This is a genomic window from Halobaculum sp. MBLA0147, from assembly GCF_041361345.1.
GTDB lineage: Archaea > Halobacteriota > Halobacteria > Halobacteriales > Haloferacaceae > JAHENP01.
Genome location: NZ_JBGKAD010000001.1, coordinates 1,630,950 through 1,646,671 on the forward strand (window position 1 = coordinate 1,630,950; position 15,722 = coordinate 1,646,671).

Sequence of the window (15,722 nt, forward strand, 5' to 3'; positions counted from 1 at the left end):
CACGGGTAATGATTTTGTGGGTTGGAACACCTGTATCACCTGCCGGCGTGGGGTGAAGCGGGCGGCCGTGACGGCACACTGCCGGTCGAATCGACGGTATTTTCACCGGGACCGACCGTAGGTGACTCCATATGTTCACGGCGATCGTGAGCGCGTCGACCCTCCGGGACGCGCTCGACTCGGTGAGCGTGTTGGTCGACGAGTGCAAGATCCGGTTGAACGAGGACGAACTCGTGATCCGGGCCGTCGACCCGGCCAACGTCGGGATGGTGGATCTCTCGCTGGAGGCGGCCGCCTTCGAGTCGTACGAGGCGGACGGCGGCGTCATCGGCGTCAACCTCAGTCGCTTGGAGGACATCGCCTCGATGGCCGACAGCGGCGATCTGATCAACATGGAGTTGGACGAGGAGACCCGCAAGCTCCACATCCAGATCGACGGGCTGTCGTACACGCTGGCGCTGATCGACCCGGACTCGATCCGCGAGGAGCCGGACATCCCGGACCTGGACCTGCCGGCGGAGATCGTCCCGGAGGGTGCCCAGATCGACCGTGGGATCACCGCCGCCGACATGGTGAGCGACTACATCCGACTGCGGGTCGACGAGACGGAGGAGACGTTCGTCATCGAGGCAGAGGGTGACACCGACGACGTCGACTTCGTGCTCGGTCGCGAGGACCTGATCGAGCTGCAGGCCGGCGCGGCGGACTCGCTGTTCTCGCTGGACTACCTCAAGGACATGAACAAGGCGATCCCGAACGACGCGGAGGTCCGCGTCGAACTCGGGGACGACTTCCCGGTGAAGATGCACTACGACTTCGCCGAGGGGCTCGGACACGTCACGTTCATGCTCGCGCCGCGGATTCAGAGCGACTGAGTCCGGGCGGCGGCGCGACCGGGTGACGGCCCGTCACCGGCGTGACGACACGCGGGTCGCCGGTGGCCGCACCACGCGACGCGATCAGACAGGATGTTCGACACGGCAATCTGGTTCGACCTCGACGGGACGTTGCTCGACTTCGACAGCTACGGCGTCGTGCTGGAACGCGCCTGCGAGACGGTCGGTCTCGACGGCGAGGAACGGACGACGTTCGTCCAGGCGTACGACGAGCAGTTCATGACGTTGCTGGAGGAGCTCGCCGACGAGCCGTACCGGCAGGCGGCGCGGGCGGGGATCGACGCCGCCGAGGCCGGCGCCGACCCGGCGGCGTTCGTCGACGCGCTCCACGAGGCTGAGTGTGCCGAGACACACGTCCCGCGGGCGACGGTCGAGACACTCGCCGGGTTGCAGGCGAGCGACGACGTCGGTGTCGGCGTGCTGACGAACGGGGTGACGACGTGGCAGCGGTCGAAGCTCGCGCACCACGAGTTGGACGAGTACGTCGACGCCGTCGTCGTCAGCGAGGAGGCGGGCGCCCACAAGCCACGTACCGCACCGTTCGACCTCGCCGCCGAGCGGCTCCCGGCGGCCGACCGCTGGATGGTCGGCGACGACCGCGACGCCGACGTGGCCGGCGCTCGGACCGCCGGGTGGCACGCCACCCACGTCGCGACGCCGACGGACGTGCCCGACGCCGTCGCCGAGATCCGCGAGTCGACCGCGGACGTACCGGAGTGAGCGCCACCCTCGTACCCGAGTGACCGCGGCACGTCGAGTACGGGCGAGTGGGCCCGGTGGAGTTCACCCACACGTTCATTGGCGGGTCGGTCGTGACGACTCGACGTGAACGGACTGGACACGGAGTTGGTCGCGGAGAAGGTGGCGCAGTCGCGCCGTGCGGTGGCAGAGACGGACGGCGTCGACGCCTGGGTGACGTTCTGTCGAGAGACGGACGCCGTCCCGGAGCCGGCGCTGCCGTACGTCCTCGGGTTCGACGTGGTGTGGCCGACGGCGGTCGTGATCGGCCCCGAGGACTCGACGGTCGTCCTCGGCCGCCACGACGCACCCAACGCCGAGGAGTTGGGGGTCCACGAGGTACGCGCGTACGACGAGTCCATCGCCGAGCCGCTGCGGACGACACTCGACGAGATCGGGACGAGCGGCGACGGGCCACAGACACTCGCGCTCAACTACGACGCGGACGACGACACCGCCGACGGGCTCACACACGGGCTGTTCCGCCGGCTGGAGTCGCTGCTCCCCGACAGAGAGTTCGTCTCCGCCGGGCCGATCGTCCGGCGCGTCCGGGGGTTGAAGTCGGAGACGGAACGCCAGCGGGTGCGTCGTGCCGCCGAGACCACCGAGGAGTTGCTCCAGACGGCGGCGAGCACGTGGGGCCCGGCGACCACCGAGGCGGCGTTCGCAGCGACACTCCACGAGTTGCTCGACGACCGCGGCTTGGGGACTGCGTGGGCCCGCGACTACTGTCCGACGGTCCACCTCGGCGGCGACAGCGAGGTGGGGCACACCCTCCCCGGCGAGCACACGCTCCCGGAGGGAGAGTTGCTCCACGTCGACTTCGGCGTGCGCCGCGACGGCTACGCCGCCGACATCCAGCGGCTGTGGGTCCGCGGCGAGCCGTCCGCGGAGTTGCGGGCGGTGTTCCGCGACGTGCGGGCGGCGATCGACGCGGGACACGAAGTACTGGAACCCGGCGTGGTCGGCCACGAGGTGGACGCCGCCGCGCGCGCGGCGCTGACGGATCGGGGCCACCCGGCGTTCCAACACGCCTTCGGCCACCAGGTGGGCCGCGTCGCCCACGACGGCGGGACGCTGTTGGGCCCCGAGTGGGAGCGGTACGGCGACGCCCCGCGCGGCGAGGTGCGTGCCGGCGAGATGTACACGATGGAGTTGGGTGTCGACACGGAGTGGGGGTACGTCGGCCAAGAGGAGATGGTCCGCGTGACCGACGACGGCACCGAGTGGGTCGTCCCGCCACAGACACGGCTGCGACGGCTGTCCGAGACGGACTGAGCGACGACGACGTGGACACGCCGGGGCGACGGCCGTACGCGGCGTCTCACCAGGTGACTTCGTACGTACAGGCGTCGGCGCCGTCCTCGCGGCAGCGGTCGCTCGTCTCGTCGATCGACGCGTAGTCGTCGGAGAACACCTCGACGGTCCCCTGCAGTAGCCCCTGGTCGTAGACACACGGGTACGGGTTGCGACACCGGACCGTCGCGCGGCCGTCGTCGCCGTCGACGACCTCGTACGAGCCGATCTCCCCGCCGCGGTGGTTCATCTGGTAGGCGTCGTCGACGGACTCCAGCGCCGCGAGCGGCGTGTCGACACCGGGAGGCCACTCGGCGTTCTCCGGCGTCGACCGGCCGATCTGCTCCAGTGTCCGTTCCCCGACCCGGTCGGCGACCGCCCGGTAGGCGTCGAGGTACGCCGCCTGCGAGTACCACTCGTCCGGCTGTGGGTCCTCGATCCCGTTCTCGGCCAGCAGCTCTCTCGCCTGCCCGGTGAACGCGTCCGGCACGCCGTTGACGATCGACAGGATCGCACTCCCCCGAACCTCTACCCCGTCGTCCAGTGGTTCGAACGTCGGCACAGAGGCACCACGGAGCGAGATCACTTAGATTGTCTTACCGGTGTAGTACCAATCCCGACACAATCAAAGTAACTCATATCGTACATTTTCCTACTGCTATTTACAAATAAATACAACACCGGTCGTCTAACTCCGCCGGCGGTAGAGACGGTCGGGGCGCACGGCTGCTCGGGCGGGCAGTAAGTCACGCCGTCCCTCCGGGCGGGGCCGTACCCACACGTCGGTCGGGACCGTCCCCGACGGCACAGCCCGGTCCGAGGCCGCTCACCCAGGTCGTCCGACTGCGACGACGTGTGCCGCCGCGGGAGCGAAGCCGACGGTCACCCGCTCGCCGACCGCCGGCGGGTCGGCGAGTCTGAGGGTCAGTGTCCGGTCGTTCCAGTCGCACCGGACACGGGTGGTCTCGCCGAGGAACTCCGCCTCCGCGACCGTCGTCTGGAGTCGGTTCGTCGTCGCGTCGCGGGCCAGCGCACCAGGACGGACACACAGCGTCAGCCGGTCGCCGACGCGGACCGGGTCGTCTCCGGGGACGGCCACCGTCAGTCGTCGCTCACCGACCGCGACGGTCGCCGCCGTGGCGTCGGTGGCGGCGGCCAGTGTGTCGGTCGTCGGGTCTCCGTCCCGCTCGTCGCTCACCCGCTCGTCGGTCGCCCTCACGTCGTTCACCCGCTCGTCGGCGTGCGCGCCGGTGGCGACGACCTCCCCGGTGAAGACGTTGTTGTCGCCGACGAACTCGGCGACGAACCGCGTCGCCGGACGGCGGTACACCGCGCGTGGCGTCCCGACCTGTTCGACGCCGCCGTCGTTGACGACCGCGACGCGGTCGGAGATCGCCAGCGCCTCCGCCTGGTCGTGAGTGACGTACACCGTCGTGATCCCCAACTCGCGTTGGATCCCGCGGACGGTCGTCCGCAGGCGCTCGCGCAGTCGCGCGTCCAGCGCCGACATCGGCTCGTCGAGCAACAGCAGCCGCGGGCCGGGTGCCAGCGCCCGCGCCAACGCCACCCGTTGTCGCTGGCCGCCGGAGAGGGTGTCCGGCTCCCTGTCGGCGAACCCCTCCAAGTCGACCAGCGCGAGCAACTCTCGGACCCGTTCGTCGCGCGACACGTCGCCCGGCGGCGCGGCGAACCGGAGCCCGTAGCCGACGTTCTCGCCGACGGTCATGTGCGGGAACAGCGCGTAGTTCTGGAACACGACGCCGATGTCGCGCTCCTCGGGTGGGACGCCGGTCACGTCCGTGCCGTCGATGCGGACCGTCCCGCTCGTCGGCGACTCGAACCCCGCGAGCGTCCGCAGGGTCGTCGTCTTCCCACACCCCGAGGGGCCGACGAGCGTGAAGAACTCCCCGGGCTCGACCGCGAGGTCCACCCCGTCGAGCGCCACCGTGTCGCCGTACTCCTTCCGGACGGCGTCGAACGACACGGTCGCGGCGTCGTCGGTCACCAGCCGTCACCTCCCGTGCGGTCGACCAGCACGAACGACACTGCGGTGACCAGCAACAACACCGTTCCCATCGCGGTCGCCGGACCGAGTCGGCGACCGACGTACCGCTCGACGGCGATCGGCATCGTGTACGCCCCGCTCCCCTCCGCGAGGACGACCGTCGCGTCGAACTCGCCGACGCTGACCGCCAGGGCGAACGCCGCACCGGCGAGCACCCCCGGCCACACCAACGGGAGTTCCACGTCGACGAGCGCGCGGACGCGACTCGCCCCGAGACTGCGTGCCGACTCGACGAGTCGCCCGTCCAGTCCCCCGAGCGCCGGGGCGACGTTCCGGACGACGAACGGGTACGCCGCGACCGCGTGGGCCGCCGCGACGGCGACCGGGCCCGCGGCCGAGAGCCGGTAGCCGAACGCCGTCACGCCGAACACCAGCCCGCGGAGGAGTCCGAGTCCGACGACGACACCCGACACCGCCAGCGGCGCCATCGTCACCGCGTCGACGAGCGTCGACCCGCGGTACGAGCGGGTCGTCACCACCGCCATCGCCACGCCGGTCGGGAGCGCGATCACGAGCGTCGTCGCGGCGAAGACCAACGAGTTCCGCACCGCCGGCCACGGCTTCACCTGGAACGACGCCCCCGTCGTCTGGCGGTCGAGCAGGAACCGGTACGCGCGGAGCGTGAACTGCCCGTCGACGACGACACTCTCGTACAGGACGCTCGCGACCGGCCCGAGGAAGACGACCGCGACGATCGCGGTGTACCCCGCGACCGCCGCCCGCGAGAGCAGTCGCGTGCGAGTCCACGCGGCCGCCGAGCGCCACCCGTCCGGGAGCAGTCGCCGCCGCGAGAGCGGGCGCCCGCCGCGTCGTTCCGTCCGCTGGCGCCGCTCGTACCGGAGGTACGCAGCCGTCAGTGCCAGCGAGATCCCCGACTCCAGTGCGGCTAGCGCCGCCGCCTCCCCGTACTCCAACTGGCGGATCGCGGAGTACAACACCACCTCGACGGTCGCCAGCCGCGCGCCGCCCAACGCGAGCACGATCGGGAAGGAGGCGAACGTGAAGACGAACGTCAGCGTCGCGCCCATCAACACCGCCGGGAGCAGCTGCGGCGCGACCACGTCGCGGAACGCCCGCCGTCGGGAGGCACCCAGCGACCGCGCCGTCTCGACGGCACCGGCGTCGACGTTCTCCCACGCACTCGCGACGACACGTGTCACCAACGGCGCGTTGTAGAAGGCGTGTGCGAGCACGATGGCCGGCAGCGACGGGAGGAGGTCGAGGCGGGCGAGTCCGAGAACCGCCAACACCGTGTTCAGGGTGCCGTTGGCGCCGAACGCCGCGTAGAAGCCGACGACGACGAGCATCGACGGGAGGATGAACGGGACGATCGTCAGCGACCGGATCGTCTCCCGCCCGCGGAACTCGAAGCGCGCGAGCACCCACGCACCCGGCAGGCCGAGCAGCACGCTCGCGACCGTCGACAGCGCCGCCTGCCACGCCGTGAACCCGAACCGCCCGAGTGAGCCGAGCGCCAGCAGCGCCCCGACCGGGTCGGCGACCACCGCGGCGAGGGTCTCGCCCGGCTCGCCGAACACGTCGGCGAGTGTGCCGACGGGATCGGCGAAGAGGTCGCCCAGCCAGCCGAGGTAGAACGGGTCCGTCGCGACGCCGACCAGCGGCGCGAGCGACGGCCGACCGTCGACGGTGACCGCCTCGACGAACACCGTCGCGACCGGGTAGTAGAAGACGACGACGAGTAAGGCGGCGGTGAGGGCCGCGAGTGCGGGGAGTGTGAACCGTTCGACACGCCCGGCGAGCGACTGGGTCGCGTCCGAGGCAGCGTCGCTCGTCGTCCGGGGGTTGTCGCCCGCCGTCCGGGTGTCCCCGCCCGTCGTCCGGAGACCGGGAACTCGTCGCGCCGCGGCGGCCGCTCGTCGACGGTACCGCCTCAGCCGTTCGCGAAGCGTCTCGACCACTGGTCCGTCCATTCGCCGACCTTCCCCTTCAACTCGCTGTACGAGAACGTCACCGCCTCCGGCGGTGCGACGGCGTACTCGTCGTAGGTGTCCGACAGCGGCGCGTCGGGGATCGCGGGGAACGTGACGTTCCGCTTGGCGATCCCGGCCTGGATCTCCGGTTCGAGCAGGAAGTCGACGAACTGCTCGGCCAACTGTGGGCTGTCCGTCTGGCGGAACACCGCGGCCCCCTCGGGGTTCGCGTACCCCTGGTCGTTCAGGAACCGCAGCTGGTGGCGGTCCATGTTCTGGTCGTAGCGGTTGGCGTACACCTGGTCGGTGGAGTACGACACCACCATCGCCGCCTCACCCTCGCCGTAGGCGGCGTAGCTGTCCGACCAGTTGCCCAGCACGGTGACGCCGTCCTCCCGGAGACGGTCCCAGTAGTCGAGGAACCCGTCGGCGCCGAACCGGTCGACGGTGTGGAGCATGAACGCCTTCCCGGTCGACGAGGAGGTCGGGTTCTGTGCGAGCAGTTGTGCGGCGGTCCCCGAAGTCGCGAGTTCCTCGAACGTCTCCGGCGCCGTGAACGTGCCGTCCTCGGCCGTCGCGTCCCAGACGAGACAGATGTACCCAGAGGAGAACGGCACCGCACGCCCGTCCGGGTCGAACTCCAGGTCCGACTGCACCGTGTCGCGGCGGCCGATCCCGTCGGCGCTCCGGAACAGCGGCTCGGTGAACTGCCCGGAGCCACGCTTCCGGTCGACGCGCAACAGCATCTCCGTGTCGAGTCCGACGTACACGTCCGTCTCGAAGTCGACCCCCTGGATCGCGCGTTCCAGGTAGTAGTTCAGCTCGTTCTCGGGCGTCTGGTAGATCAGCGTCGCGTCGAACCGCTCCTCGAACCGGCGTTTGAGCCACGCGCCCGGACTCGAACTCGGCGCGTTCACGAACGGCGGGTAGGTGGCGACGACCAGCGTGTCGGCCGTCTCCGTCGCCGTCCCCGTCGTCGCGCCGGTTGTCTCCGTCTCGCCGCTCCCAGATCCGGACGCCGTCTCCGACTCCGTCGCGACCGGCTCCGCCTGACACCCCGACACCAGCGCCGCGGCACCCGCACCGACCGCACCGAGGTAGGTTCGTCGCTTCATTACCCAGTGGTCGTAGCCCGTTGTACAAAAGACGACGGATTCCGGATCGGTCGTCTCGTCGGACGCCGGGGTCGCCGTGCTCTTCGGACTCGGACCCTACCCGCTCCGATTCGTCACGCAGTCGTGCGGTCTCGGCGACGCCGGCGCGCTCGGCCGCTCCGTCTGGTGTCTCCGAGTAGCCGACGCCGGTCGCCGCGAGCGGCCCACGGAGTCGTCCGAGGGGAGTCGGCGAACTACTCCACACAGGTCTCCGATTCGCCGAGCCGTCGTTCGATCTCACATTACCAGCCGCTCTGTCCGCTTCCGTCTCTCTTCCCAGTCTTGCGGTTCTCTCGGCCGACTGGCGCCCTCGCCCCCACCCCGACGGACGCAGTCGACGACTGCCGAACTGTATCACCAACAATCGTTAAGTATCTGCGATTGTCACACGTTAGCATGGAACTCTCCCCGAAGCGCGAGTTCGATCACCGTGGGCGCAAGGACATCTACGAGTACGTCGAGAGCAACGGCGTCGTCCGCGAGCGTGACGCACGGGCGGCCCTCCGGATGGACCCGGCGGAGTTCGGCCACCACGTGAACGTCCTCAAACGCGATGGGGTACTCGCGGAGACCGAGGACGGGCGGCTCCGCGTGGGGTACACGCGGGCCGACGAGGAGACACACGAGAGCGACGAGGTCACCTTCACCGTCCGCGGCGCGCGACAGGCGGACATCACGGGACTCGTCGGGCTGATGCGGACCGCGATGGACGAGGACTACGTCGTCGCCGAGAGCGTCGCGGACATGCTCGACCACGAGGAGGTACTGCTCCGCCACAACGACGTGGAGTCGCGCGTGTTCTTCGTCGCCTGCGTCGACGACGACGTGGTCGGGTGGGTCCACGTCTCCGCGCCGGAGTTGGACAAGCTCTCGCACACCGCGGAGCTGACGGTCGGGGTGCTCTCGGGGTACCGCGGCCACGGCATCGGGAGCGCGCTGCTGTCGCGGGGCGTCGAGTGGAGCCGCGACCAGGGGTACGAGAAGGTGTACAACAGCGTCCCGGCGACCAACGAGCGCGCCGTCGCGTTCCTCGAAGACCACGGCTGGCACGAGGAGGCGCGCCGGACGGACCACTACCGGATCGACGACGAGTACGTCGACGAGGTGATGATGGGGTTGGAACTGGACTGATCCACCCACCGACTCACAGGAACACCGTCAGCGCCAGTCCGAGCAGGATACAGCCCGTCAGCAGCGCCTGGACCACGTTCGAGGCGAGCATCCCGGCCGTCGTGACGAGTGCGGTCCGGAGGCTCGCCTCCCGGTCCGCGCCGCCGAGGTACTCCGCGAGGAACACCGTGCCGGCGACGCCCACCAAGACGCCGACGGGGCCCGCCACGAACAGCAGCGCCACGCCCGCGACGGCGGCGAGAATCGTCGTCCGTGTCGAGGCACCGCCGGCCTCCGCCGCGATCGCGCCGCCGAACCAGTCGACGAGCAGCGTCACCACGCCCAGCGTCACCAGTCCCGCGAGCACGAGCGGCCCCGGGTCGGTGTAGCCGGTCGACCACCAGTACAGTCCGACCCCCGCCAACGAGAACACTGCCCCCGGCGCGAACGGGATCAGACTCCCGACGACGCCCGCGAGCGCCAACAGGAGGGCGAACAGGGCGACGATGTCCAGCCCGAAGACGAGACTCATCGCCCGTCGGTACACACCCGCCGCCGGTGTGTCTTGTGCCGCGTCGGGTGGTTCGTCGGGACGACGAGAGACGCACCCAGCCGGTTCGATATAGCACTCTTCCATTTACGCTCGTCTACGACCCCACAGACGGCGCAGTGCCGGGCGGCGATCGGCGTGGACGGCGTCGGCACCGTGTGCAGCGGTAGTGAGCCCCGGGGGCAGCCACTCGCGCCGGGCGGACGGCGACCGACGAGTGACACGGCGGGCCCGCGGGTCGGGTACCGAGAGTGGTCGGCGCACCCCCAGTGAGAGTCTAGAGGTTTGGACTGGAGTGTCCGACCTCGACGGCGCACTCCACGTCGACGAGCCTCCGGTAGGCACCGCCGAGACGACGGGAGACCACGTCACCGACTCACCCCTCCGAACGACGACCGGAGATCGGGATCGTTCGACGATCACGCGTGGGTGGACGGTCGACGGCCCCGAGGAAGAGAGACGAGTCACCACGCGGCAGGCGACGGCCGACCGGCCGCCCCTCCGATTCGGAGCCGCCTCGGCGAGGTGATCCCCGATTCGCTCGTCGGACACCCCGGCTGACCTCGTGTCTCACCGCGGTCCGTCCTCGGTCCGGCCGACCCGACACGGACCGCCCGGTCCGCCCGTCGACGTGGTCGGGCCACCACCGACCCGCGCGAGCACGAGTCCCGAGTGAATCCGGACGACCACTCCACACGGACGAGATGGCTGTGTCGCTCGCACCCGGCGACTCACCTCGCCGTCCACGTTCGACGCCCGGACGGACGACGGGCGGTGCCGAGCTGGCCAGACCCATCTGGGTCGCCGTCCGACCGGTCGAGCGGGGAGATCCGGCGCGAACGGAGTCGACTCTGGCGACACGCGGGTCACTCGGTCCAGTCTGTCGCGCCACGATCGACCTCGTAAACCACTGTTTGCGATACAGAACCGGCTCGGGGCTACCTCGTGTCCGCCTCGCGGACGAGCGCGAGGAGGGCGGCGGTCGTCGCGAGCAGACACGTCGCCGCCGCGTGGAGGGCGGTCTCGACGGCGACGGGACGGTCGAAACAGCCCGCGAGGGCGATCGCCAGCGGGGCGTGACCGGGGAGGAGGGCCGCGAGTGCCGGCGGGTCGGTCGCCAGCGGGTTCTGGAAGACGAACAGGTCGATCATCGTGCCGAACAAGACGACGTAGACGCCCGCGAGGCGCCCGACCGTCGCGCCGACGAGGACACCGACGGCGGCGTACGTCAGCGCGGCGAGCACCGTCCCGAGCAGGAACACCGGGAGCGACACTGGCTCGACGGTCGCCAACGAGACCGCGACCGGGACGACCGCGGCACACACCGCGAGCAGTCCCAGCGGTCCCAGACGCGCCGCAACCACCTCCGTGGCCGTGTAGCCGGCCGCGACGAGTCGCGCGTCCGCGGCCGCCGCCGACCGGACGACGAACAACCCGGCCACACCGGCGACGAGCGCCGCGGTCATCGGGGTCGTGAACGCCGGGAACGCCGTCTCCAGTGTGGTCTGGACGGTGTCGCCACCGAGGTGGAGCCGTGCCGGACCCGTCGGAGCCACGACGCCGAACAGCCCGACGACGTACGCGGGGGCGACGACCAGCAGTGCCAGCAGCGTCGGCGTCCGCCGCAGGTCGACGAGTCCGTACCACGTCGCCGTCGCGACGCGACGCAGTCGACGGATCGGACCACGCCGCGCTCCTCGGGTCGCCACGACGCCACCGTCGGCCTCGGCGGACGCGTCGGCGTCGGTGGTGTGTGACCGCCGGGTCACGTCGCCCACCTCCGTTCTGGATCGAGCCGGCCGACGCGGTGTGCGAGGAGGAGGCCGACGGCCGTCGTGACCGCAGTCACGACGAGGAGTACGACCACCGCCGGAGAGACGGCGTGCGTGGCGACGCCGTGGAGGTGGGTCGCCGGGAGCGTCGCGATCACGACGACCACCCCCGATCGATCTCGGCGACGGCCGCGTCGGTGTGGCTAGCTGCCGAGAGCCCGCCGGTCGCGCGACTGTACGCGACCAGCGCGACCGGGAGGAGGGCCGCGGGCCACGCGAGCGCGGGGAGCAGGTGGCCGTCGGGCAGAGAGCCGTCGAGGACCGCGGCGGTGAACAGCGCGTTGGCGTGCGCCAGCGGGAGCAGGTCCGTCACGCCGACCGTGCCGAGCCACGGGACGGACAGCGACGCGTCGATCGGGAACAGTCCCGACGAGAGGGCGTTGTCGAGGTCCGCGAGGAACACCAACACGAGCGACCCTTCGAGTTCGGTCGGACGGAGCGTGGCGACGACGACCCCGAGGAGGCCGTAGACGGACGCCGCGAGCAGCAGGACCGCGGCGGCGACGAGCGGTGCGGCCACGTCGACGCCGACCGCCAGCGTCGCCAGCGCGCTGATCGACGCGACGGCGGCCGCACAGCCGACGGTCGCGACGCGTGCGACGACCGTCACCGAGCGTGGGAGGCCGGCGACGGCGGCGCGCTCGTCACCGCTGCGAGCCGCGACGGTCTCGAACAGCCCGACCAGCCCGGCGAGGAACGCCGCCGCGAACAGTGCGCCGGTGACGCGACCGAGCGTCGCCGGATCTGCGGACAGTCCCGGGAGTCCGGGGAAGCTCGCGAGTGCGACGCCGTACACCCAGACGACGACCGGCGGGAGGACGACGGCACCGGCGACGACCGCCCGTCGCCGCGCCAGCGCCCGGAGTTCGACGGCGGTGACGACCCACAGGCGCCGGAGGCCGGCGACGAGTGGTGCCGCCTCTGGGGACCCGCTCGTCACGACTCGTCACCTCGTGTCGTCGTCCGTGTGTCCGTGGTCGTGCGGTCCGGTGGCTCGGCAGTGCCCGTTTCGGGTCGATCCACCGGCGCGGCTGCGTCGTCGTGTCCGGGACTCCCGTCGTCGGCGGTGTCGTGTGCGGCCGTGCGTGGCTGTCGTCCGGGGTCGTCGCGCTCGTGGAGCTCCCCGTCGCGCAGTTCCAACACGCGGTCGAACCGCTCGCGTTCGCTGACGAGGTGCGAGACGATCGCGACCGCGGTGCCGTCGGCGACGAGGTCCTCGGTGAGCTCCCAGAAGGCGAGGTACGTCTCCCAGTCGAAGCCGGTGTACGGCTCGTCGAGCAACAGCACGTCCGGATCGTGTAACACGGCGACGGCGAGGTTCACTTTCCGCCGGTTGCCGCCCGACAGCGCCGCGACGCGGTAGTCGAGGAACCGCTCGAAGTCGAGTCGCTCCGCGAGCGTGTCGCGTCGCTCGCGCACCCGATCGGCGTCCATCCCGTACGCCTCGCCGAACAGTCGGAACGTCTCCGCGACGGTGAGCCGGTCGTACAACAGCGACTCCTGTGGACACCAGCCGACGCGACCGGCAGTGGCGACCTGCCCCGCGTCCGGTTCGAGCGTCCCGACCAGAATCTGCAACAGTGTCGACTTCCCGGAGCCGTTCGCGCCGACGATCCCGACGATCTCGCCGGGCCACAGCGTCAGGTCCGCGCCCGCCAACACCGAGACCGGTTCGCCGACGAGCGGCAGCCGCGAGCCGTACGACTTCTCGATCCCGCTCGCACGGAACACCGGTCCGGCGTCGTCGGACGCGACCGCGTCGTCTCCCCACACACCGCGCTCGGCGTCGTCCGGTTCGCCGGTCCCGTCTCTCGTTGCGGAGGCAGCCACACCCCCATCGGTGAACGGCTGATCGGTCACCGTCCCGTCTGGCGGGTCGACACCACTCGTACCGTCCGTGTTCGATATGTTCGGCATCAAGCGAATATTCCGAACGAAGCGATTTAGTCCTTTCGCCCAAGACCGCGGGGTGTGAGCGACACCGAGACCGCCGAGGAGTTGACCCCGGACGGACCCGCCGGCGAGGCGCGCGAGCGGGTGATCCAGGCGATCGAGCAGAGTGCGGAGATCTACGGGTTGAGTCGCAGCTACGGGCGGCTGTACGGGTTGTTGTACTTCGCCGACGGCCCGGCGTCGCTGGACGCCCTCGTCGAGGCGAGCGGGTACGCGAAGTCGACCGTCTCGACGACACTGAAGGACATGGAGCGACTCCACCTGGTCTACCGCCGGTCGGTGCCGGGCGAGGGGAAGAAGGCGTTCTACGAGGCCGAACGCGACTTCTGGACCGTCCTCCAGGAGTTCCTCCGGCGCGAGGTCCAACGCGAGATCAACACGATGCAGCGCGCGTTGACGGAGGCCGAGGAGACGCTCGAAGACACCGACGGCGAGGTGGCCGCCCGCGACCGCGAGCGGGTCAGACAGCTCCGGCAGACGTACGAGCGCAGCGACCGTCTCGTCCGACTGTTGACCGGGTCGTCCGTCGAACGGTTGGCGGACCTGCTCGGGCGACTCCGCGGGGAGTGACTGCCGAGCCGTCGAGGTGGCTCCACGGGGAGCGGTACCCCCGTCACGGACTGGGTCGCCGGGGCCCGAAGAGGCAAGCCCACGCGGAGCCACGGGCGTCGTGTGACAGAGACAGACGTGGACGGCGTCGTCGCGGACCGACTCGACGACTACCGCGAGGCGCTGTTCGACCTGCTGGCGCGGCCGACGATCTCGACACGCGGCGAGGGGATGGACGCGGGTGCAGACGCCGTGGTCGACTTCTGCGAGCGGTTCGGATTCGACGCGCGCCGGATCGAGACGAGCCGGTACCCGCTGGTGTACGCCGAACGACCCGCGACGGCGGCGACCGGGGGCGACGAGGGGGCGGCCGAGCGCCCGACGGTGGTGTGTTACGGCCACTACGACGTGCAGCCGGCCGACGACCCCGCGGCGTGGGAGACGCCGGCGTTCGAGCCGACCGTCCGCGACGGGGCGATCTACGCCCGCGGCGCCGGGGACAACAAGGGGCAGTTCACCTGTCACGCGTTCGCCGTGGACGCGCTCTCGCGTGCCGACGCACTCCCCGAGGTGGACGTGCGACTCCTGATCGAGGGCGGCGAGGAGTCCGGGAGCGTCGGCTTGCGCGAGTACCTCGACGACGACGCCGGGACCGGCGAGACTGCGGGCGCGCCGACCGAGATTGCGGACGCGGACCTCGTGTACGTCGCCGACGGGCCCCAACACCGCAGCGGGCGGCCGACGCTGTTGTACGGGAACCGCGGGATCGTCACGTTCGAACTCCACCACGAGACGGCGGCGACGGATCTCCACTCCGGGAACTTCGGCGGCCCGGTGCCGAACGCGGCGACGGAACTCGTGGAGTTGCTGGGGACGATGGTCGCGGACGGACGGCCGACGATCGACGGGTTCCACGAGGGGATCGCCGTCGGCGATGCCGAACGCGAGCTGATCGAGCAGATCCCCGTCGACGAGGCGGCACTACGCGAGGAGCTGGGCGTCTCGCGGTTCGTCGGCGACACGGGCTACTACGAGCGACTGCTCGCGGAGCCGACGTTCACCGTCAACGGGCTCGAGGCCGGCTACCAGGGTGAGGGGAGCAAGACCGTGATCCCGCGGGCCGCGACGGCGAAGTGCGACTGCCGACTCGTCCCGGGACAGGAGCCGGAGCGGGTGTTCGAGGCGATCGAGGCACACGTCGACGCACACCGCCCCGAGGTGACCGTCGAGCGCGGGACGGCGTTCCCGCCGATGCAGACGCCGGTGGACACGCCGCTGGCGACGCCGGTCGTGGACGCGCTGCGTGCGGTCTGGGGCGAGGAGCCGGTGGAACTGCCCGTGATGGGCGGCTCGCTGCCGGCGGCGTTCTTCCGCACCGCGGACGCGCTCGCGGAGACACCGTTGCTCGTGGTGCCGTACGCGAACCACGACCAGGGGAACCACTCGCCGAACGAACACCTCGACCTGGCCTGCTTCGAGAACGGCATCCGGACCACCGCGGCCGTGCTCCGACGGGTCGCGGCGGCGGACGCGGACGACGACCGGGGAGTGGCCTGAGCCACGGACTCGTTCTCCGTCTCCCGCCGCCGTCTGGTGGTTCGCTGTCGCCACATCTCGTCGGGGCCGTCGCGCCCGATACGAAGTTCGA

At 70.7% G+C, this 15,722-nt stretch carries 15 protein-coding genes; 6 read left to right on the forward strand and 9 right to left on the reverse strand.

All coding sequences use genetic code 11. From position 1 onward, the window contains the following. Positions 1-131: 131 nt before the first annotated feature. The 3 genes from RYH80_RS07715 to RYH80_RS07725 all read left to right on the forward strand — a co-directional run bounded on the left by RYH80_RS07715 (position 132) and on the right by RYH80_RS07725 (position 2,912). Positions 132-875 (forward strand): DNA polymerase sliding clamp, encoded by a 744-nt coding sequence (locus RYH80_RS07715; RefSeq protein WP_370903271.1) that lies wholly within the window; start codon positions 132-134, stop codon positions 873-875. 93 nt (positions 876-968) lie between these two features. Further along, the gene (locus tag RYH80_RS07720) at positions 969-1,616 is read left to right on the forward strand and encodes an HAD family hydrolase (RefSeq protein ID WP_370903272.1); all 648 of its coding nucleotides are present in this window, start codon (positions 969-971) and stop codon (positions 1,614-1,616) included. A 105-nt stretch (positions 1,617-1,721) separates the two neighbouring features. After that, the gene (locus RYH80_RS07725; protein ID WP_370903273.1) at positions 1,722-2,912 is read left to right on the forward strand and encodes a M24 family metallopeptidase; all 1,191 of its coding nucleotides are present in this window, start codon (positions 1,722-1,724) and stop codon (positions 2,910-2,912) included. Positions 2,913-2,958: 46 nt separating this feature from the next. Here RYH80_RS07725 and RYH80_RS07730 read toward each other — a convergent pair whose 3' ends face one another. The 4 genes from RYH80_RS07730 to RYH80_RS07745 form a co-directional block, all read right to left on the reverse strand. Then, positions 2,959-3,492, reverse strand: a complete 534-nt coding sequence (locus tag RYH80_RS07730) for a hypothetical protein (protein ID WP_370903274.1) — start codon at positions 3,490-3,492, stop codon at positions 2,959-2,961. 264 nt (positions 3,493-3,756) lie between these two features. After that, entirely contained in the window at positions 3,757-4,935 is a 1,179-nt protein-coding gene (locus RYH80_RS07735; protein WP_370903275.1) for an ABC transporter ATP-binding protein, read from the reverse strand. Beyond that, positions 4,932-6,926, reverse strand: coding sequence for an ABC transporter permease (locus RYH80_RS07740; protein WP_370903276.1), 1,995 nt, complete (start codon positions 6,924-6,926; stop codon positions 4,932-4,934). Before RYH80_RS07740 ends, RYH80_RS07735 begins: the two co-directional genes overlap by 4 nt. Further along, on the reverse strand, positions 6,887-8,041 hold the full coding sequence (locus RYH80_RS07745) for a thiamine ABC transporter substrate-binding protein (RefSeq protein ID WP_370903277.1): 1,155 nt from the start codon (positions 8,039-8,041) through the stop codon (positions 6,887-6,889). Before RYH80_RS07745 ends, RYH80_RS07740 begins: the two co-directional genes overlap by 40 nt. Before the next feature lie 435 nt (positions 8,042-8,476). On the opposite strand from RYH80_RS07745, the gene RYH80_RS07750 reads away from it, so the two are divergent. Beyond that, a complete protein-coding gene (locus RYH80_RS07750; protein WP_370903278.1) occupies positions 8,477-9,211 on the forward strand; it encodes a GNAT family N-acetyltransferase in 735 nt (244 codons plus the stop codon). 13 nt (positions 9,212-9,224) lie between these two features. Here RYH80_RS07750 and RYH80_RS07755 read toward each other — a convergent pair whose 3' ends face one another. The 5 genes from RYH80_RS07755 to RYH80_RS07775 form a co-directional block, all read right to left on the reverse strand. Further along, on the reverse strand, positions 9,225-9,722 hold the full coding sequence (locus RYH80_RS07755) for a DUF456 domain-containing protein (protein WP_370903279.1): 498 nt from the start codon (positions 9,720-9,722) through the stop codon (positions 9,225-9,227). 956 nt (positions 9,723-10,678) lie between these two features. Then, on the reverse strand, positions 10,679-11,509 hold the full coding sequence (locus tag RYH80_RS07760) for a hypothetical protein (protein WP_370903280.1): 831 nt from the start codon (positions 11,507-11,509) through the stop codon (positions 10,679-10,681). Continuing rightward, positions 11,506-11,670 carry a hypothetical protein gene (locus RYH80_RS07765; RefSeq protein ID WP_370903281.1) on the reverse strand — a complete coding sequence of 55 codons (165 nt, stop codon included), beginning with the start codon at positions 11,668-11,670 and terminating at the stop codon, positions 11,506-11,508. Before RYH80_RS07765 ends, RYH80_RS07760 begins: the two co-directional genes overlap by 4 nt. Continuing rightward, entirely contained in the window at positions 11,667-12,512 is an 846-nt protein-coding gene (locus RYH80_RS07770) for a hypothetical protein (RefSeq protein ID WP_370903282.1), read from the reverse strand. Before RYH80_RS07770 ends, RYH80_RS07765 begins: the two co-directional genes overlap by 4 nt. Then, positions 12,509-13,489, reverse strand: coding sequence for an ABC transporter ATP-binding protein (locus RYH80_RS07775; protein ID WP_370903283.1), 981 nt, complete (start codon positions 13,487-13,489; stop codon positions 12,509-12,511). Before RYH80_RS07775 ends, RYH80_RS07770 begins: the two co-directional genes overlap by 4 nt. 54 nt (positions 13,490-13,543) lie before the next feature. Between RYH80_RS07775 and RYH80_RS07780 the strand changes: the two genes are divergently transcribed. Both RYH80_RS07780 and RYH80_RS07785 read left to right on the forward strand, forming a co-directional pair. After that, a complete protein-coding gene (locus RYH80_RS07780) occupies positions 13,544-14,095 on the forward strand; it encodes a GbsR/MarR family transcriptional regulator (RefSeq protein ID WP_370903284.1) in 552 nt (183 codons plus the stop codon). Between the two features lie 102 nt (positions 14,096-14,197). Then, a complete protein-coding gene (locus RYH80_RS07785) occupies positions 14,198-15,631 on the forward strand; it encodes a M20/M25/M40 family metallo-hydrolase (RefSeq protein WP_370903285.1) in 1,434 nt (477 codons plus the stop codon). Positions 15,632-15,722: the final 91 nt, after the last annotated feature.